Annotated in this window: 17 protein-coding genes and 1 tRNA gene; 13 read left to right on the top strand and 5 right to left on the bottom strand. The window is 46.1% G+C overall.

The genetic code is table 11. The annotated features are described in order from the left end of the window. Positions 1-465: 465 nt before the first annotated feature. The 6 genes from A4R26_RS05110 (at position 466) to A4R26_RS05085 (ending at position 5,918) form a co-directional block, all read left to right on the top strand. Positions 466-1,743: a T9SS type A sorting domain-containing protein gene (locus A4R26_RS05110; protein WP_081161597.1), complete on the top strand. Its 1,278-nt coding sequence runs from the start codon at positions 466-468 to the stop codon at positions 1,741-1,743. 102 nt (positions 1,744-1,845) lie between these two features. Next, positions 1,846-3,246, top strand: a complete 1,401-nt coding sequence (locus A4R26_RS05105; protein WP_081161594.1) for an aminopeptidase P family protein — start codon at positions 1,846-1,848, stop codon at positions 3,244-3,246. A gap of 149 nt (positions 3,247-3,395) precedes the next feature. Continuing rightward, positions 3,396-4,442, top strand: a complete 1,047-nt coding sequence (locus tag A4R26_RS05100) for a hypothetical protein (protein ID WP_081161591.1) — start codon at positions 3,396-3,398, stop codon at positions 4,440-4,442. Between the two features lie 30 nt (positions 4,443-4,472). After that, positions 4,473-5,132 carry an alpha/beta hydrolase family protein gene (locus A4R26_RS05095; RefSeq protein ID WP_081161588.1) on the top strand — a complete coding sequence of 220 codons (660 nt, stop codon included), beginning with the start codon at positions 4,473-4,475 and terminating at the stop codon, positions 5,130-5,132. Between the two features lie 91 nt (positions 5,133-5,223). Next, positions 5,224-5,297: transfer RNA gene (locus A4R26_RS05090), tRNA-Ala, on the top strand. 198 nt (positions 5,298-5,495) lie between these two features. Next, positions 5,496-5,918, top strand: a complete 423-nt coding sequence (locus tag A4R26_RS05085) for an ester cyclase (RefSeq protein ID WP_081161584.1) — start codon at positions 5,496-5,498, stop codon at positions 5,916-5,918. Between the two features lie 76 nt (positions 5,919-5,994). On the opposite strand, the gene A4R26_RS05080 is transcribed toward A4R26_RS05085, so the two are convergent. Both A4R26_RS05080 and A4R26_RS05075 read right to left on the bottom strand, forming a co-directional pair. Continuing rightward, positions 5,995-7,014, bottom strand: a complete 1,020-nt coding sequence (locus A4R26_RS05080) for a hypothetical protein (RefSeq protein ID WP_133054548.1) — start codon at positions 7,012-7,014, stop codon at positions 5,995-5,997. A 91-nt stretch (positions 7,015-7,105) separates the two neighbouring features. Continuing rightward, complete coding sequence (locus A4R26_RS05075) at positions 7,106-7,996, bottom strand: ADP-ribosylglycohydrolase family protein (RefSeq protein ID WP_081161578.1); 891 nt, start codon at positions 7,994-7,996, stop codon at positions 7,106-7,108. Between the two features lie 65 nt (positions 7,997-8,061). Here A4R26_RS05075 and A4R26_RS05070 point away from each other — a divergent pair, with 65 nt between their 5' ends. The 5 genes from A4R26_RS05070 to A4R26_RS05045 all read left to right on the top strand — a co-directional run bounded on the left by A4R26_RS05070 (position 8,062) and on the right by A4R26_RS05045 (position 13,304). Continuing rightward, positions 8,062-10,953, top strand: a complete 2,892-nt coding sequence (locus A4R26_RS05070) for a DEAD/DEAH box helicase (RefSeq protein WP_081161573.1) — start codon at positions 8,062-8,064, stop codon at positions 10,951-10,953. Between the two features lie 401 nt (positions 10,954-11,354). Further along, entirely contained in the window at positions 11,355-11,714 is a 360-nt protein-coding gene (locus A4R26_RS05060) for a hypothetical protein (protein ID WP_081161567.1), read from the top strand. Positions 11,715-11,789: 75 nt separating this feature from the next. Continuing rightward, on the top strand, positions 11,790-12,272 hold the full coding sequence (locus A4R26_RS05055) for a hypothetical protein (protein WP_081161564.1): 483 nt from the start codon (positions 11,790-11,792) through the stop codon (positions 12,270-12,272). Positions 12,273-12,293: 21 nt separating this feature from the next. Next, a complete protein-coding gene (locus tag A4R26_RS05050) occupies positions 12,294-12,623 on the top strand; it encodes a hypothetical protein (RefSeq protein ID WP_081161560.1) in 330 nt (109 codons plus the stop codon). Between the two features lie 15 nt (positions 12,624-12,638). Further along, positions 12,639-13,304, top strand: coding sequence for a hypothetical protein (locus tag A4R26_RS05045; RefSeq protein WP_081161557.1), 666 nt, complete (start codon positions 12,639-12,641; stop codon positions 13,302-13,304). Between the two features lie 57 nt (positions 13,305-13,361). Here A4R26_RS05045 and A4R26_RS05040 read toward each other — a convergent pair whose 3' ends face one another. The 3 genes from A4R26_RS05040 to A4R26_RS05025 all read right to left on the bottom strand — a co-directional run bounded on the left by A4R26_RS05040 (position 13,362) and on the right by A4R26_RS05025 (position 16,662). Next, positions 13,362-13,676, bottom strand: coding sequence for a hypothetical protein (locus tag A4R26_RS05040; protein WP_081161554.1), 315 nt, complete (start codon positions 13,674-13,676; stop codon positions 13,362-13,364). A gap of 399 nt (positions 13,677-14,075) precedes the next feature. Beyond that, positions 14,076-15,401, bottom strand: coding sequence for a citrate (Si)-synthase, eukaryotic (locus tag A4R26_RS05030; RefSeq protein ID WP_081161547.1), 1,326 nt, complete (start codon positions 15,399-15,401; stop codon positions 14,076-14,078). Between the two features lie 160 nt (positions 15,402-15,561). After that, entirely contained in the window at positions 15,562-16,662 is a 1,101-nt protein-coding gene (locus A4R26_RS05025; protein WP_081161544.1) for an LptF/LptG family permease, read from the bottom strand. A 545-nt stretch (positions 16,663-17,207) separates the two neighbouring features. On the opposite strand from A4R26_RS05025, the gene A4R26_RS05020 reads away from it, so the two are divergent. Next, positions 17,208-17,993: a carboxylesterase family protein gene (locus tag A4R26_RS05020; protein WP_081161541.1), complete on the top strand. Its 786-nt coding sequence runs from the start codon at positions 17,208-17,210 to the stop codon at positions 17,991-17,993. A 334-nt stretch (positions 17,994-18,327) separates the two neighbouring features. Further along, the gene (locus A4R26_RS05015; protein ID WP_081161538.1) at positions 18,328-19,569 is read left to right on the top strand and encodes a sialidase family protein; all 1,242 of its coding nucleotides are present in this window, start codon (positions 18,328-18,330) and stop codon (positions 19,567-19,569) included. Positions 19,570-19,581: the final 12 nt, after the last annotated feature.

The following is a 19,581-nucleotide window of genomic DNA, read 5'->3' as shown; positions in this document are numbered from 1 at the left end:
TATATAAAAAAAAGGTGGACCGGTTGATCCACCTTTTTTTTATGCTTAACGCTTAACGCCTGCCTCCGAAATGCGTTCTTCCCGATTAAACCTTACAACCCGACATTCGGGATTAGCCTTCAACGTTTTGCGTTCCGCCTTTCGCCTTTCGCCTTTTGCCTTCGTTTAGCTTTTGCTTATCCAGGATCAATAATCCCAAAAAATATAGCCGGGTACTTGCATAATTGAAAAAACATCTCAATATTTGTATTAGATATTTTAATCAAGTATTCGTACCCAATCTCCTACTGAATAAGGCCCGTTTCTACAAAACACAATCCATTCCAACGTATTTCTTATCGTAAATAATTATTTACGGCCTTAGTTCCTCCTATACCAATTCCAAAATCCACTGAATAAGTCCATACTAACTTCCAATACCTGTGGTCGTATTTACCTTTTGTATCACCCTTACAAACCACAAGTATGAATCAATTGTACCCGGTACTTTCCAAAACAGGATTGCCTGCAATTAAAAGAATTGCGTTATTACTATTTGCTCTTTATATATATAGCACGGCGGCAGTGGCACAAAACCTGAAATTCAATACACCAACGGTAGAATCAGGGACGGCCAATCAGGCAGGATGTGTTTACAGGTTCTCAAATCTTACTTCCGGCGGATTGATAGATGCATTGGTGAAAGTCGACAGCCTGATCGGGGTATCACTGTATGATATAGATGCTACACCATCCGGTGCTTCTACCACAGCGCTACAACCGCAACTGCAGTCAACCGGCGGCCTCGGTTATCATTACGCGGTATTTACGATCACCTTTGTAAACGTTGGCACCACCGTTCCTACACCTGTGTTTAATTTCAGCAGTGTGTTCATGGGGCTCGATGGCAGCAACCAGATGACCGAATTCAATTCCATAACGGTGGCCAACCCTACCTGGGCATACTGCAGCAGCACTCCAAAGGTAGCTGTCAGCCAGGATGGAGATATGGTATGGGGTACCGCAACAAATTCGAACCCAACAGGCGGACAGGGTATCGATGAAACCGATTCCACGCAAATGTTCAGGGTAAGTTCTTCGGCCCCCACAACCGTAACCATGCGGGTAGGTTTTTATCAACATCAGAATGGCTGGAGCGGCAACGATTTGTTTAGCCTGAACATGAGAGGCAACGAACTGCAGCCGATCGTTCTGGCAGCAAAACTGGCCGGCTTTACGGCCCAGCTGGCAAATGAAAAAGTATGGCTTACATGGAGCGCCAGCCAGGAACAAAATCTTAGTCACTATTGCATAGAAAGAAGTTACGATAATAAGAACTATGAGCAGGCCGCGCTGTTGTTCCCGGCCGAAGAAGTAACAGGCTTGAATAACTATTCATATAAGGATGCGATCAAAAATTCAGCAGCAGCAGTGATCTACTACCGCCTGAAAATGGTTGACAAAGACGGCAGGTTCAAATATTCGGAAACGAAATTCGTTCGCCTGGGAAACGGAAGCGACAGTGCAAAGATCGCAGCTTATCCCAACCCGGTAGTAAATGAGCTGCACATTTCGATTCCGCAAAACTGGCAAAATAAAAGGGTGAACGGCCAGTTACTGAACACCAACGGCAGCATAATAAAAATATTCAACATACAGCAAAGTGCCATTCTCGCCATGTCTGATGTACCTGCAGGCACCTACTACATCAAAGTAGTGAACGGAAAAGAGATAAGCATTCAACCAATCGTAAAAAGAAATTAAAGATAGTTTTTAAGGGTACGATCAATAACGCCGTTCTGTTTCTACAGAATGGCTTTTTTATCCCATCACCCGCCTTATTCGTTAATTTGTGCAAAAAACTACATGAACCCACATCTTTTCGAACGTCAGGTATATACAGCGCGCCGCCGGCAGTTGAAGTCAACACTTACCAATGGAATTGTTTTATTGCTGGGAAACGAAGACAGCAGCATGAACTATAAGGACAACTGCTACCCCTTCAGGCAGGACAGCACTTTTCTGTATTATGCCGGCATCGATCAGCCCGGGCTGGCAGTGATACTTGACCTCGACGAGGATAAAGAAATATTGTTTGGGGAGAACGCCGGTATCGATGATATCATCTGGACCGGACCGCAACCCCAGATCCAGGATCTGGCAGCATCAACAGGAATAGCAGAGAGCGCGAATGGCGAAAAGCTGGCCAGCCTGCTGGCAGCAGCGCGAAAGGCCCAACGCCCGATACACATTTTACCGCCTTACCGGCCGGAGAACAAAATAAAACTGGCGGCATTACTGGGTACGTCCATTGCCGAATTAAAACAGTTCGTATCTGAAAAATTGATCCGTTCGGTTATTGCGCAGCGTGAAATAAAGGAAGAACGGGAAATAGCTGAAATGGACAAAGCGGTTTCCATCAGCGCCGATATGCACCTGGCGGCCATCCGGAATGCCCGCCCCGGCATGAAAGAATATGAACTGGCGGCACAGGTAGAAGCGATAGCGCTCGCCAACAACGGCAGGCTCTCCTACCCCGTTATTTTAACCGTAAACGGACAAACCCTGCACAATCACTATCATGGCAATACCATCCAGGACGGACAAATGGTATTGGTTGATGCAGGCGCAGAAACCAGCATGCATTATGCCGGCGACCTTACCCGTACCTTTCCTGCAGGTAAACAATTTACCAGCCGCCAGCGCGATCTGTACAACGTGGTGCTGGGGTCGCTTGACCATGCAGTATCATTGCTTAAACCCGGCATACAATATAAAGAAGTGCATACCCAGGCCTGCATCAAACTGGCCGAAGGATTGATCGAAGTGGGCCTGATGAAAGGCAATGCAACAGAGGCTGTGGCAGCCGGCGCCCATACCATGTTCTTCCAGTGCGGGCTTGGGCACATGATAGGATTGGATGTGCATGATATGGAAGACCTCGGCGAACCGCTGGTAGGTTATGATGATAAACTGAAGAAAAGTACGGAGTTCGGCTGGAAATCGCTTCGTCTTGGAAAGACGTTACTGGCGGGATTTGCGCTTACAGTTGAACCCGGTATATATATAATTCCCGAATTGATCGACCGTTGGAAAGCAGAACAAAAACATACATCGTTCATCAATTACGAATTTCTGAACGATTACCGTAACTTTGGAGGCATACGTATTGAAGACAACTACATTATCACTGCAAACGGAAGTCAGAAACTCGGCAAATCACTGCCCAAAAAGCTCACGGAAATAGAATCATTACGAAACGTTTAGCATATCGCTGTTACGCAACCGGAAGAAGGGAAAATTATTCTGCAACGCAACTCACTGCAACGGCAGTCTGGAATGGCGCAAACGGTAACGAGTCACTAGTATTGATTAACTGATTTTCGTATAATTACAGCTTAAACCCGATCAGATCCATGAAACTGTTGCCATTGATCGCATTTTGCAGCCTGTATCTGCCAGCCATGTCCCAAACAGATTCTGCGCATCAGCGTTTCCTGAATGACCAATGCGGCCGCAATCATTTAATGCTTTCAACCAGCCACGCACCGGCAAAAGAAAAGATCCCACCTGTTTTCTCCCATTTTGAAGTAGCGGATTTCAGGCCAGACACTACAAGAGCCGGTTTTTGGGGCATGGATAAGCAACGGTATGAATTTGTTTTTGATAACGGCGCAAGCCGGCATATTGCCGGATTCATGAATCACTATGCTGATCCGGCAGGCACGCGCCCGTTCCTTATCATAATAAAAAAATTATGGCTTTACAATCTAAAAGATGCACCGAGAATGGAGAACAGGTCAAAAGGAATAGGCTGCATGGAATTTCGTGGCGAGGCATTTCTTAAAACGGACCAGGGCTACCTTCCCTATGCGTATCTCGACACCGTTATCACTTCTCCCTATCATGTAAAGGATGTGGCCAGGATCAAAATGACCAATCTGTTTTTTGACTTTATAAAAAAGATAGCGGCTACGGATGAGGAACAGGCGAAAAAAAGAAGAACCTTCACGTTCAGCCAGCTTGATTCACTGAACAGGTTACAATATAATTTTCCCATGGATACGGCACGCATCTTACGTAAAGGCGTATATGCCAGTATTGACGAGTTCAGAAATAACCAGCCATCTATTTCCAACTATGATGTTCAAACCGATGGTACAGGCTTTCAATTGTACCTGAAGGACGAAACAGGTAAATCGTATTACTCGCGAAAAATGTGGGGCTTTTGTAACGGTGACCTATGCTACGCTATGCTCGATGGGAACCTGTGTCCGATATTTTCTGTCGGCCATTCATTTTATGTGTTTGGTTCCACCGACAAAGAAGTAAAAGCAAAAAACAATTCACTGGGAAGAGCATTGCTATATCAATATACCAATGGGATCTTTTATATGCCGTCAACCGGCCCGTACAATATGCATTTTTACACTATCGATCCTTTTTCAGGTAGAATATATTAATAGTTACCTTAGCTTTCTTAAACAGTTCGTATGAGCTCCAAACGGATCGTATTACAGGTTTCCGATACCATAGGAAAAGTTACCGCGGAATACAACGTTCCCCCAAATGCCACCTGCCTGTTGACACTGGCGCATGGCGCCGGTGCGGGTATGGACCATTCCTTTATGGTTTCACTGTCGGGATCATTGTCGGCGGCAGGTATTGGCACCATGCGATTTAATTTTCCCTTTGCCGAGAATAAGAAAGGCCGCCCCGATACGCCGGCGGTAGCGCACCAGACCATTGAAGCGGCGATAATGAAAGCGCACGACCTGTTTCCCGATCTTCCCTTGTTCGCTTCGGGCAAATCGTTTGGCGGCCGTATGAGCTCGCAGTACCTGGCAACCCATCCCGATACCGGGGTTAAGGGGATTGTTTTTTATGGGTTTCCATTGCACCCGGCCGGCAAGCCATCGATTGACCGGGCCGAACATTTGAAAGAAATAAAGGTGCCAATGCTTTTTTTACAGGGTACCAAAGATACCCTTGCCCAATGGGAACTGATAGCGGAAGTATGCGGTTCGCTCAAAAAAGCGAAACTGGTAAAGCTGGAGGGCGCCGATCATAGTTTTAAGGCCGGGAAACAGGATACTATGAGTATGCTGGTGAAGGCTACGGCTGAGTGGGTTGGCAAGATGGGAAAAAAATAGGGTGCAGCTTTTATTTGGTTCGAATTAGGGATAGGTCTATATTTGCAAACTCAAAAATAAACGACTTGTTTATTTTTAAAAGTTCTTAGATGGGGGATTAGCTCAGTTGGCTAGAGCGCTAGCATGGCATGTTAGAGGTCATCGGTTCGACCCCGATATCCTCCACATCTTTCAAAGGTCTGCAGCAATGCGGGCCTTTTTTTGTTCCAAATCACAAGGGCTGCCGGCGCCATTCACCACGCACTTTCAAATACGTGAAAAATACCCGATCTTTTCTCATTAAATTTTCGTAACATAGTATCCCCTAATACAATCTCTATCCCCTTTCGTGCTCTCCTGTTTTTCATCTTAAAATCTACTTTTATGCGCGACGTAACAACAACCCTCTGCCATCGCTGGTTCCAGGAAGTATGGAACAATAACCACGAACAGGCAATTGACGAATTGGCCAACCACGATTGTTTTGCTCACGGAATAAATTCAGCCGATGGCCCCAAAGGCATTGAAGGCTTCAAAGCTTTTTATAACAACTTCAGGGACCAGTTTCATGATATTCATATAGAAGTGCTGGACGTTATTTCCCAGGACAATATGGAATGCGCCCATACCGAGGTTACCGCAGTACATGCAGAAACCGGGAAACAGGTAAAGTTTTCAGGCCTGTGTATGGTAAGGACCGAAGATGGAAAGATTGCAGAAGCCTGGAATCACTTTGATTTCCTGAACATGTACCAGCAACTGGGACAAGTGCTTACGCCGCTTGAGAAAACACCCGTTGCCGGCTAAAAACATAGGTGAAATAATATAAGCTTTACGGTTCCGGCCGGGATTGGCCGGGAGAAGTAATGTTTTTGTATTACGGTCACCTTTTATTGGAGGAAAGATTACTTTTCGGAACGCCTGTAAATACGGGGTTAACAATTCCTTCGTAGATAGCTGCCGGGTACTTTTTGAGCGCCATTTGAAGGTAATCGGAATGGTAGATATACTGCATATCCTTTGCTTCGCTTAATGCCAACTTCAACAGCTTCCGGGAGGCTTCATCTTTGTATTGCACAATTGCTTCGTAGAGCAATTGCAGCCGCTCATCATTACCCCTATTATTCTTCGTTACTTCACTTTTTAGGGATTGTTCCAGAAAAGGGTAAAAGGACCGGTCAGGAAAATTACGGACCGAATTGAAGCCATATGCCTGGCCGTAAGGGTCTTTAAGTAATGCCTCTATTAAAGGTTTATCCTGCGTCCTCCTGTATTTCGACAATGCTACCACAGCCGGCCTGCTATTTTCCATTATTGCCAATTGCCGTAGCCGTTTGTAGTACTTTTCTTCAGGTTCAACTGCTGAAAGCAGTTTGTCTCTTGCGTTCAGCCGGTTACCGTTTTCAAAGATCAGTAAACTATCAATAACCGCTTTCTGATCAACGTTCAACTTCCACGCTCTTTTATTGATGGTAATAGTTTCAAGAAAAAAGTCGCCTACTTTCTGAGAACCGCCCGAACAACCATCCAATGTTTTTACTAATGCCGTATCTGCAAGATGCTGCCTCACAATGGGGAAAAGATCGGCTGTTTTTCTATTAGCCAGGGCCTGAAAGGCATAACAGCGCACAACGCCATTTGTATCGCTGGTAAGGGCCATTAGTTCTTTGTCGCCTGCCCGTAAACGCAGCTCCTCGTATCTGTCCCATTGTTCCGGGCGCTCTATACCATAACCTACAGCATCTCCCATCAATACGTTGGTCTTTGTAATTTCGGTTACTATTTCATTGATCGATTTTGATGAGCGCTTTTTTTCCGGCAGGCCCGAACAGCCTGCCACACCGTACACACATACTGCTAAAATGCCGGTCTTCATTGAAATGGATGAAACTATTTTTATCATGCTGTTTAGGGGTTACCGGTTGTTTCTAAACGGGTTATTAAATAAAGCATTATGGCGCCGCGGAGTACAAAAAAATGGTTACAATTGAAGATTAACTATAAAGCGCCCTGCGCGAAAAAAACGCGGCTACCGACCTGTCGATCATTTTCAGGTAATCTGCGCCGTAAGTCCCGTTCTCCAGACCGTTTTCCAAAGCCACAGGCAGGTCGTTCGCCCAATCGGTACTACGCGATGCTATAACGGCCGCAATGGCGCAAACGGTGTCTGTATCAGATGTTTCATCCTGGTTTACGACATGCAGCAACACCTGCGACAAAGTTGCGGCATTCATCAACGCCTTTAAAGCCTGACCAACGATATACATACCGTTCGACATATCGTTAACATACCCGTTCTGCCGCCACTGGGCCCCCAGTTGTGCAGCCAGAAAATTTTCAAGCCCCTGCCTGCTGCCGCCATGATGCAGGTAATGAACAGAGAGCGCAACCGCCAATGCAGAAGTGGTACCCGCCGGCGTATCATGCGTTATACGGGCCTGCAGCAACGCCAGATGCTTCACCTGCTCAATTTCGGGTATTACGCCAAAAACGCCGGCACGCATTGCCGCCCCACTGGTAGTACCACCCGTGGCATCGAGCCGGGTTATAAAATCTTCCGCAGTTTCCGAATCTGCCAACAGCCTGTACATATGCTTGGAGTAACCAGGATGCGGGTCTCTTTTAAATGTGCTCAGCCAGGCCCGCACAAAATCTTCAACAGTGATGTAAAACTTCCCTGATGCTGTCATTTTCGTCAGCAACAGTTCCATATTTGCCAACGACATTTGCGTATCGTCTGAGTAATTTCCCTTTATATATTCAGTAAATTCAGGATGGCTGCCATGCACCAGGTCGGCAGGCCCGGCTGTTGTTGCATGCTGCACAAACTCGTATTTCATGCCGTAACTGTCGGCCAACGCCATGGTGTAAAGGAAAGATGACATAGAGAAGTAATACAGATTAAAAATGTGAATTTACGTAGTTTGCCGCCAAATTCAGACCGTCTTTCATGGGTAATATAAAAGATCTGCAGGAGCAACTGATAACGGATGAGCGCAAGGTTGCGGCTCCGGCACCTTCACTCGACAAAGAAGACCATATTGTTGTGTTGAAGAACTACCGGTTCCACAAACAACTTACGCTGGAGCTTTACCAGGCGGCTACCACGCAATCGGGTAAACTGAAGAACCCGCTCAAACTGGTGAACCCTTATGATGCCGCCCTGAAAGCAAAACAACTGGAAGAGCTCAAATTCCTTACCGCCCTGAGCCGTTTCCAGAACAATCCCACCGCGGCAAAATCGCCCGCCGATATCGAAGCGCTCAAAACCGTAATGACCAATCCCCTCTCGCTGCGGTTCTTTTATCATGAACCCGGGTTCTCGGAAAATGTGGTGGCCGGTTCCTTAAAAGAGATCAACATCGGCGAGCCCGTCAATGACATTACCCTTACCATTAGAAGGGAAAACGAATGGTATTTCATTTTACCGAAAATAAGGATAGAACAAAAAACCTATGCATTCAGCGATATCGAGATCAAATACGATTACTTTATTCTACGCGGCGGATCACTTCACCTGCTTTCCAAATTTCACCTGGTGAAAATGGCGCGGTTCTTCCGGCAGCAACCTGCCGGTTTAAAACTGCATGAGTCGGAATATGCCGGCGTTCAACAAAATATATTGTCAAAGCTGGAAGACAGCGTTTATGTCGATTACACCTTTCATGAGCCGGGCAGCAAATCACAAAAGGCGCAAGGCGGGTTCAACGACTCACTGGAAAGGTTCATTTACCTGAGCGACCTCGACAATTACGTGCTTATAAATCCAGTGCTGAAATACGGAAAAGTAGAAATTCCGGTGCTTACCAAAAGACAGATCTATTCACAGGACAGCGAAGGCGAAGTGTTTGCGGTTGAGCGCGACCGCGATGCAGAAGTGAATTTCATTGCCCTGCTTTTGCAACAACACGCCGATTTTGAAGAACAGCTCGAAACCGACCTGCCCTATTTCTACCTGCATAAACGCCGTTTTTTAGATGAAGGCTGGTTCCTGAATGCCTTTGAACAATGGCAAACCGAAGGCATCACCGTGCTGGGTTTTAACCAGCTCAAGGGAAATAAATTGAATGGCAACAAAGCAAAAATAGCCATCAGGGTCATCAGCGGGCTCGACTGGTTCAATACCAGCCTCGATGTTCGTTTTGGAAAAAAGAAAGCTTCGTTGAAGCAACTACACACGTCTGTCAGGAACAAGAACAAATTCGTACAGCTCGATGATGGCACGCTGGGCATTCTTCCCGACGAATGGTTACAAAAGTTTTCAGCATACTTCAATGCGGCTGAAATTGTTGATGAGGTTTTACAGATCCCGAAATTCAATTACGAAGAAGTAAAACTCCTTTTCAGGGATGATGAGTTGGATGAATCGGTTAAACAGGAGATCGCCGCATTCGAATCAAAACTAAAACAGGTTGACCTGTATAATGAAGCAGACGTTCCGGAAGACCTGAACGCGTCCCTGCGCGAATACCAGAAACAGGGGCTTACCTGGCTTAACCTGCTCGATGATTTTAATTTCGGCGGGGTGCTGGCCGATGACATGGGTCTTGGAAAAACACTTCAGATCATTGCGTTTATTTTATCACAACGAAAGAAGGCACGGCAGAACACCAACCTGGTGGTAGTTCCCACTTCGCTTATTTTCAACTGGCAGGATGAAGTAAAAAAATTCGCTCCTTCCATTACCATACTCACTTTATATGGCGCCGGAAGAATAAAAGACATTACGGAATTCGACAGGTATGAAATAATACTCACCTCTTACGGCACGCTGCTGTCAGACATTACCTTTCTTATCAAATACAGGTTCAACTATATTTTTCTCGACGAGTCGCAAAACATCAAGAACATCGATTCGCAACGTTATTATGCCGCGCGGCAGTTGCAATCGCGTAATAAAATAGCCATTACCGGAACGCCGGTTGAGAACAATACGTTCGATCTGTATGCCCAGTTATCGTTTGCCTGCCCCGGTTTGCTGGGCAATAAACAATCATTCAGAGACCTGTTCTCGATACCGATAGATAAATTCAAAAGCAGCCGGCATGCCCTGCAGTTGCAGAAGAAAGTAGCGCCGTTTATTTTAAGAAGAACCAAAAGAGATGTGGCGCGGGAGCTTCCCGAAAAAACCGAAATGGTGTTGTATTGCCCCATGGAAGAAGCGCAGCGCAAGGTGTATGAGGCCTATGAAAAAGAATTTCGCGATTATATTGCCGGCGTTACTGAAGAAGAGCTTCCAAAGAACAGCATACACGTATTAAGGAGTTTAACCAGGTTACGGCAGATCTGCAACTCCCCGCTTTTACTGCAGGACGAAAAATTATATGGCGACAATTCCGCCAAAATTGAAACCCTGCTTGAGCAAATCGACAATAAAGCGCAAAACCATAAAATACTGGTGTTCTCGCAATTTGTTTCCATGCTGGGGCTGATAAAGCATGAGCTCGAAGACAGGGGCATCGCCTATGAATACCTCACCGGCAGTACAAAAGACAGAGAATCTGTCGTGAATAATTTCCAAAACAATGCTTCGGTGCGGGTTTTCCTGATAAGCCTGAAGGCCGGCGGCACCGGTTTAAATTTAACCGAAGCCGATTATGTTTACCTGGTAGATCCCTGGTGGAACCCGGCAGTTGAGAACCAGGCAATTGACCGCAGCTATCGCATTGGGCAGGAAAAGGCGGTTATGGCTGTACGGTTGATTTGTCCGGATACGGTTGAAGAAAAAATAATAAAGCTGCAGGCTACAAAAAGAGCGTTGTCGAACGACCTGCTGAAATCCGAAGCCTCTTTCTTTACTTCCATTACAAAGGCAGAATGGCTTTCCATGCTCGATCATTAATGTTGTTTATCCGGAACTAAAACCGGCATATTCCCTGGCCGCGGTGGGGTAATTCGCCGGGAAATGCAGTTTATCATTAGCCATTATCGTAACCGCATTGCATTTTCAACCCTACCCAAACAAACTAATATGCTTAAAGGCGCTCAGCGGCTGGCAGTCCTTGTTTTCATTTTTTCGATGATATGTTTATTTTCCGCATGGTGTAATTTACTGAAGAAGAATGCGCAGAAGGCTCCGCCTGCTGTAAATCCCCAATCGCTGGTGATCGATTCCTGAACCGCAGCCCGCAGAAAACATTCAAAACATTTACTATATATGTTTAAATAATTTTCTATTTTGGCTATAGTAAATTCATTGATAAAGCGTTTTATCAACCTGCAATATCCTTTAAAAAACATTCTATGTCCTTTCGCATCGATCGCAAACTATGGTTCTTAAGCCCGCTGTTGGTAGCCGCCTCATTTTTGGTATGGCGCAAAATTGTCACAAACAACGACCGCAGGATCGCTCAACTTCTTTTACTTCCGCAGCCCGGCGACATTTACGAAATGGCAACGGAGAACAGCCAGTATACGCTGCTGAGAGTTTCGCGCATACAGGGCGATTCGGTGTTTGTTAATATTAACGAATTTGAAACGGATAAAAAGAAGGGGCTTTCCCAGTTAAAAGAAAAACCATTTGCAAAAGAAGAGATCGCGTTTACCAGACAAACGCTTCGCGTTATGCAGAAAGAAGGGAAGATACTTGACGTTGAGCGGTAGGCTTGTATTATATTGTGCAGTATATTGTTCAAAATAAAACAATTTAAGGCAGGAAGCATAATCATAACCCACTGTATGAAAAAAATAATAGCCGCCCTGTTGGCTTTGCTGGTGTTAACCTGTTGCACCAATGATGATGCCCCCAAAAAGAAAGCCGGTTCGGTTAAGAAGACCGGCAAAAAAAATGAACAGGCCAAAAAGAGCAATGTTAAACTAGACCTTTTTCGCATGCCGGCCTTTATCGATGGCTGCGCCGAATTGCTCACCTACGATACCTGCAAATCAAAAGACAAATATATTTTTGCTACCGATTACGGCGACAATACCATCATTAAAATAAAAGGAAAGGAAATTCGCCTTACAAGAGATACCGCCGGGCTAACGGCAATAACCGGGAAGGACTTCGTACATATTTTTCGTGGCAGCGGTTATAAAGTAACTCTGAAACTGAAAATGGTTAAACAATATGACGAGGGTGCTGCCTATAAGGGCACGTTACAACTTACCGGCAACAAAACAGATGCAACGTTTAAAGTAAAAGGCACCGGCGGCTGTTAAAACCAATTTATCCAATTACCTATGACAACATCCAAAGTAACGATCAAAAAACAGGTATGGGACCTGGCGCTTACCGGCATGGCGCTTTTGCTGGTTGCATTCGTCATTAACCTGAAATTCGTTTACGAGTGGGTATTTAAAGATTCGTTCAACCTGGAGCTTCAGCCTTTTGAATTCAATTTATTTGTTTTCGCGCCCATTACGGCATTGTCGTTGATCCTGGCCGTAGTGGTTGTTTACAGAACCATCATAAATGGTTCGAGCCGTACCAATAAGATCCTGAAGTGGCTGTCGCTGGCTTTGTGTGTCATAATGCTACTTGGCCTGTTAGTAACCTTAATTATAATGTAAGCCCCGGTTATCATCATGAAAAAACTGCTCTACCTTACATGCCTGTGCGCTGCTTTCGGTTGCGGCCAGCGGGAAGCTATCAACTCGAAACCTGGTACAAAAGATAGCAAATACAACAGGTTGTTTGCTTATTTCTATAACATCGGTATCGATACGCTCGATGTGGCGTCGCCAAAGGACGGCGATAGTCCGTTCAATGGAAAAGAGATAGATAGCGCCGGCGCCATGTTGTTCCCTGAAGATATGCGGCAACGGCATTTCAACCAGCCGCCGCAATTATTCGGCATTTATAAATTCGTTATCGACAGCAACCGGCTGGGGCTTATTGCCCGAACGCCTTCCGAATATGTGCCCTCTTCCATAAAACTGTTCTTTTTCGATATTAAAAAAGACACTTTTACCAATTATATCGAGCTGGGAGAAAGCTGGGGCGATGCAGGCGATTTCGCAGAACTGAACTCATGGATCTTCAGGGATAGCAGCAAGCGTTTGCAAACCCTCATATGGGAGCACCAGGGCCACGATAACAGTGCCGATAACCCGAAAGACACTACTGTTGAAACCGCTGATTACTACACGCTGCTCGATATCTCAAAACCGCGCATCGATACTATTTTTGAGAGAAAGGAAAAACTGCCTGAGCAATATAAGCAGTTGGTAAAAACAGTGAGGGCGCGGTAAAAGGCGATGCACCAACGTGTTTGTCGATGTATTGAAAGCGCGGTTTATTTTGAAACATCACATCTCTTCTTCAGCCTCATTTTGTTTGGCCATGCTGAAATATTCTTTCACCAGGGCAGTATATAATTTGTTACGGGTAACATTCAATCGAACCTGGGCGGCCCGGCTCAATTCTTCATCAGCCATTATGAATTTGGCTTTATAATTTGCGCGCTCCATTATTTCCTGCGTTCGTAATTGTTTTGGGGTAAGCACCCGCCTGCTCATATCGGGATATTTGCTCACTACGGTTTTATCACCATACTGCTTGAAAACCACTTCTTTGTTCAGTTGTCCCGACAACTTGAAGAAGATACTTTTATTTATGGCCATACAATCGTTTTATACCATAAATATAATGATTATTCTACATACAACCTTTGATCCCGGGGTTTTCTTAGGGCATTCTTCGGGTCATCATAGGGTTCAAACCCTAAGAAAACCCCAGGATAACCCCAGGATAACCCCAGGATGACCCCAGGATGAGAGGTGGAAGAGAGGTGATTGACAGGGCTTCCGATGGGGGCGCTTTCACCGGGCCGCTCGCCGTACAAACCGGAGTAAACACCGCTGACGCAGAGGTGGGTCGATCTCCCGGAGAATCTCCGGAAGCGGCTCACTTTAACAACCGGGGTGGACGCCTTTGGAAGGGCACCGTCCCTGGCGCAATAAAAAACCCCGCCTTGCGGCAGGGTTCGTATAAAAAGCTTTGAATAGTTGTTGGTGATACCATTAATCGCCCCAGATCTCGTCTTTGCCCTCGAGCCATGCTTTTACGAGGTCGGTAGTCACTGACTTCGGACGCTCGATGGCAAAACCCAGCGCTCTGTCCCAGATAAGGCTGGCCAGTACACCCAGCGAACGGCTAACGCCGAACAATACGGTATAGAATTCATACTCCTTCATTCCGTAGTGAACCAGCAGTGCACCGCTGTGCGCATCTACGTTAGGCCATGGGTTCTTCACCTTGCCCAGCGATTCTAAAATTGGCGGAACCACCTCGTAAACATCCCAAACGATCTGTACCAGCGGATCGTTGGCAAAATGACGTTTGGCAAAATCCATCTGTGCGGTGAAACGGGGATCGGTTTTACGCAACACTGCATGTCCGTAACCGGGAACTACTTTTCCTTCGCCAAGGGTTTTGCGTACGTAACCTTCTATCTGTGCTTTGGTAGGCACTTCGGATTTCAGTTCTTTCTGCATTTCCATGATCCATTTCACCACTTCCTGGTTAGCCAAACCGTGTAAGGGACCGGCCAAACCATTCATCCCTGCTGCCAGGCTCAGGTAAGGATCGCTGAGTGCAGAACCTACCAGGTGCGTCGTATGCGCCGATACGTTACCGCCTTCGTGGTCGGCATGGATGGTCATGTACAAACGCATGAGCGCTTTGAAGCTGTCATCTTCGTAACCGAGCATGTGTGCCAGGTTACCGGCCCAGTCGAGCAAACCATTGGGCTGAATATGTTGATTGTTGTGATATTTACGACGGTAAATGTAAGCTGCTACACGGGGCAAACGGGCAATGAGGTCCATTGAATCGTCGAACACGGCATCCCAGTAGTCTTTTTTGCTCATTCCATCTGCATAGCGGCGGGCGAAATTACTTTCGGTTTGCAGGGCCATGATGCCGGTTACAAACATCGTCATGGGGTGCGCTGTAATTGGCAAAGCGTCGATGGCTGCAAATACGTGATTGGGAACATGTGAGCGGCGCTGCCAGCTTGCAGTGATATAGGAAACCGCTTCTTCATCGGGCAGCTCGCCTATAAGCATCAGGTAAAAAAGTCCTTCAGGTAATGGTTCGGTGCCACCGGGTACTTTTGGCAACTTTGCCTGCAGTTCGGGAATGGAATATCCGCGGAAACGGATACCTTCTTTCGCATCGAGCAATGATGTTTCTGACACCAGGCCGGTTATGCCGCGCATACCCTGGTAAATCTGAGACAAATGTACTTCCCCGATCTTTTTGTTACCATGTTGCTTTAACAGTTCTTTTAACTCGGCTGCAGAGGCTTCTGCCTTTACCTTAAACCTATCTTTAAGAATTCCCATGATGCAGTATGATTATTTGTAAATATGTAATAATGAGGCGAAAAACTTGGCTAAAGTTATAACAAACCCTCACAAAACGGCAAAATTAATTCAGCAACGGAAACTATTGAAATAAAACAACAATCGTTCGCATATATTAATATTTCCTTAATGCATATGTTTATTTTGGTGCAATACGATACACCCAAATAGCGAATATAGAAAACAGAATATTAGGCGTCCAGGCTGCCAGCAGCGGCGGAAAATTTCCTTTTGTTGAAAAGGTAAGTGAGAACTTATCCATTACAACAAAAAATGCGGCCGCAATAATACCCACTGCCAGGTGCAATCCGCTCCCGCCTCTTGTTTTACGCGATGCTATAACCGCGCCAATAAAGGTAAGAATGAACACTGATATGGGATTAGCGTCGCGCCGGTACCGTTCTACTTTATAATCGTTCAATCCTTCCGCCCCTCTCGACTCCTCGCTTCTGATATACTGCACCAGTTGGGGCGTGGTCATTTTATCTTTCAGGTATTTATCGAACTTGATCTCGTTTGGCTTCAGGTTAAGGTTCATGGTCATTTCAGAAGTGACCTTCGTTATCTCTTTTGCCCCATCGATCTTCCGTTCGGTAACGTTCTGCAGTTTCCAGATCTTTTTGGCTGTATCCCAACGCAGGTAATCGGCGCGGAGGTTATAAACCAGTTTGGTACCATTGAGCCTGTCGAGGTAAAAATCGTTGGCCGATTTGCTGCTGGTATCGTAATTGCGCATACCGGCAAACGTATTGGCGTTTACCCTGAAATAATAGCTGCGGGTACGCTGTGCCGCTATTCCCTGTTCGTAAGAGCTTTTACTGTCGATATAGGTTGACTGAAAATTGGCGCGCAACAACATGGCCTTAGGAATCCAGAACTGGGTTGCCACCCAGAAAATGCCGCCAAGGAACAAGGCCCCTAAAAAGTAGGGGCGCAGCATCCGGTTGAACCTGACCCCACCGGCCAGAATGGCCACCAACTCACTTTTGCCTGCCATTTTGGAGGTAAAAAAAATGGTCGCGATGAATACCATCAGCGGAAAGATCATGGATATGATGAAGGGGACGAATCCGAAATAATACAGGGTTATGATCTTGGATGTTGGCAAACCCGATTTTACAAAGTCATCAGCTTTCTCACTGGTATCGATCGCCACGGCAATTACCGAAAAGATCAGTACCATGAACACAGTCGTAGAAATGAACTTTTTTAATATGTACCAGTCGATTTTTTTTATCATTCAATAAAACGCACATGTACGGCGGGGCAAATGTAGTCGAAAAATGGGCAGTTTGGTAGACTTTAATGAACTCTAATTAAACTTTAAGAACCAATTGGCAATCCTTGCCCGTCCGTAGCGAAAGCGGGAGCTACAGGCAATAGGTAAATGGTAACCTCAATTTAATGCTAATCCTGTACCTTTCGAATGGTGAATGGTCAATGGTCAATGGTGAATGCGGCGGCCTGCTGGCATTACCGGCTTACCGGCAACAAACGGCACGCTTCATGCGGTACGTCTAAAGGCAAAAGCAGAAAGCCTGAAGCCAAATACAGCTGTAAGCGGTAAGCCATAAGCTGTAAGCAAATGCAGCCAAAGGCAAATGCAGGCTGCACGCTGATTGTAAATACAGCCGAAAGCTGGAAAACGGCAGCAGGCTTCAGCGCCCGTGGAACTCCTGGCCGAAAGAACGGTTCTCCCAAACTGAACAACTGAATAACTGAACAACTGAATAACTGAACAACTGAATAACTGAACAACTCAGACCTAAAAACTATGAAATAACGATGCAAAAAATTCTCACCTTACTCATCCTCATTTCTGCAATGAATAAGCTGATGGCCCAGGACAATAACCTGTATGAAAAAAAGGAATTTATCAAAGGCGCCGATACGCTCCGGTACCGCATGCTGCACCCGGCAAATTACCAGGCCAACAAAAAATACCCGCTGATCGTGTTCCTCCATGGTTCGGGCGAACGGGGAAGCGATAACGAACGCCAGCTCATCCATGGCGGAAAACTTTTTGCCGATTCTGCCCGCAGGCAACAATTCCCGGCCTTTGTGATATATCCCCAATGCCCGGCCACCGATTTCTGGTCGCGCATCAAACGGGAACCAAACAAAGTAGACTCGCTCGGCAAATTCAGCTTCCCTTCCGAAGAACCCATCGGCCCCGCTCTCGGCATGGTTAGCCAGTTGCTCGATTCGCTGGCAGCAGGCGGAACGGTTAATACCAAAAAGATCTATCTCGGCGGATTGTCAATGGGAGGTATGGGCACGTTTGAGCTGTTATGGCGGAAACCTAATTTCTTTGCAGCCGCCTTTCCCATTTGCGGCGGCGGCGACCCGCAAAAGGTAACGGTATATGCAAAGAAATTCCCGATATGGATCTTCCACGGCGATAAAGACCAGGCTGTTCCTGTAGGCAATTCCCGCTTAATGTACAATGTATTGAAAGCCGCCGGCGCCAGGGTAAAATATACCGAATACCCCGGCGTGGGACATAATAGCTGGGACAATGCGTTCTTAGAACCTCAATTACTACCCTGGCTCTTTAAGCAAAAAAGGTAAGTGCCCCAGTTTGGTTTGTGGTTTATGGTTTGTGATTTATTGCTCTTTTATTCGGGAAGGTTGAGTAGATTCAAACTTTCTGAATTCGCAGCAGTTCTTATGGCTCTTCAAACAGAAGACGTAACAATTAAGTTCTACATATAAGCCTGCAGGATACCACCGCAGGCTTTTTTATGGCAACCGCTCCACCCCTTCTATTATTTTAAATATCATACAGCTAAAAGAAATATTCAGCCCGCCATCCCATTGCCTGGAAATTCTTTTTGGGGATGTCATCATAAATTTCTTACTTTATTATGTAGAACATAAACTACAACTTCTAAATTAATTGCTTATGAAATCTAACGAATTGACCTGCCATAACCGGTTCTTTCCGGCATGGCCTTTACTCCTGCTGATGCTGTCTTTCAGTTGCCATAAAAAGCAACAGCGCACCGAAGCTATTGAGCCGGAAAGCGATCGTACCCCGGCAACGGAAGCCACCGCTATTCACACCAGTATGCGGCTTTTTGATGGAGGCAATGAAAGTATTTACCACTCGTTTCGCATTCCTTCGATCATCAAAACCAAAAACAACACCCTCATTGCCTTCGCAGAAGGCAGAAGATGGAACCCCGGTGATTATGGCGATATCAACGTGGTGTTCAAAAGATCGTTTGATAATGGCGCCTCGTGGACTGCACTTGGTGAAGTAGCCGCCAGTGGAAACGGCACCTGGGGAAACCCCACAGCGGTATATGACGCCAGCCAGGGTACCAACGGCCGCGTATGGCTGTTTATGTGCTGGAACGATGGCGCTATTGACGAATGGAGTGATTTTGACAGTTGGGGCGACCGGAAAGTATATGCCTCCTACAGCGATGATCATGGCGCTACCTGGTCGTCGCCGTGGGACCTTACCAGCACCCTGGTACCACCCACTTATAAATGGGATGCTGTGGGCCCCGGCATTGGCATCAGAACAACTTATAACCACCCAGGCCGGCTTATTATTTCTGCATTGGGCCGAAATATTTACAGCGATGATCATGGCGTTACCTGGAAGTACCAGTTGATACCGGGCACCACCGATGAAAGCACTATTGTTGAACTGATGGATGGCCGTTTGTTAAGAAATGACCGGCCCAATAGCAGCACATGGGCAACCGCCAAAAAAAGAAGAAAATCATTTGGCACAATCGAGAGCGGCTTTGGCGCATTTGCACCGGATAACGCCTTAACCGATCCCAAGTGTGAAGGGTCAATGATGCGGTACAATACCGATGCACCTGCCAGAATAATGTTCCTGAACCCCAATGATATCGATCAACGCTGCAATATGACCGTGCGCATCAGTTATGACGAGGGTTTAACCTGGGCCAGAAGCAGAGCCATTTTTAACTGGAACACCTGCGATTATGCAAATATTACCGTTGCCAAAGGCGGTTACTCCTGTATGGTGAAAACGGCCGATTATTGTGTTGGCGCATTAATCGAGATCAATGAGAATGTTCACAGCAGCAGCACCAGTAATAAATCGATCGAATTCCATAAGTTCAATCTTCCCTGGATCTTAAATGGGAATACGGAACCGTAATTGAACTGTTTG

Source organism: Niastella populi (assembly GCF_002078015.1).
GTDB classification, from domain to species: domain Bacteria; phylum Bacteroidota; class Bacteroidia; order Chitinophagales; family Chitinophagaceae; genus Niastella; species Niastella populi.
Note: the sequence above shows the minus strand (reverse complement) of the source record. Positions and strands in the feature narration are given on the sequence as shown.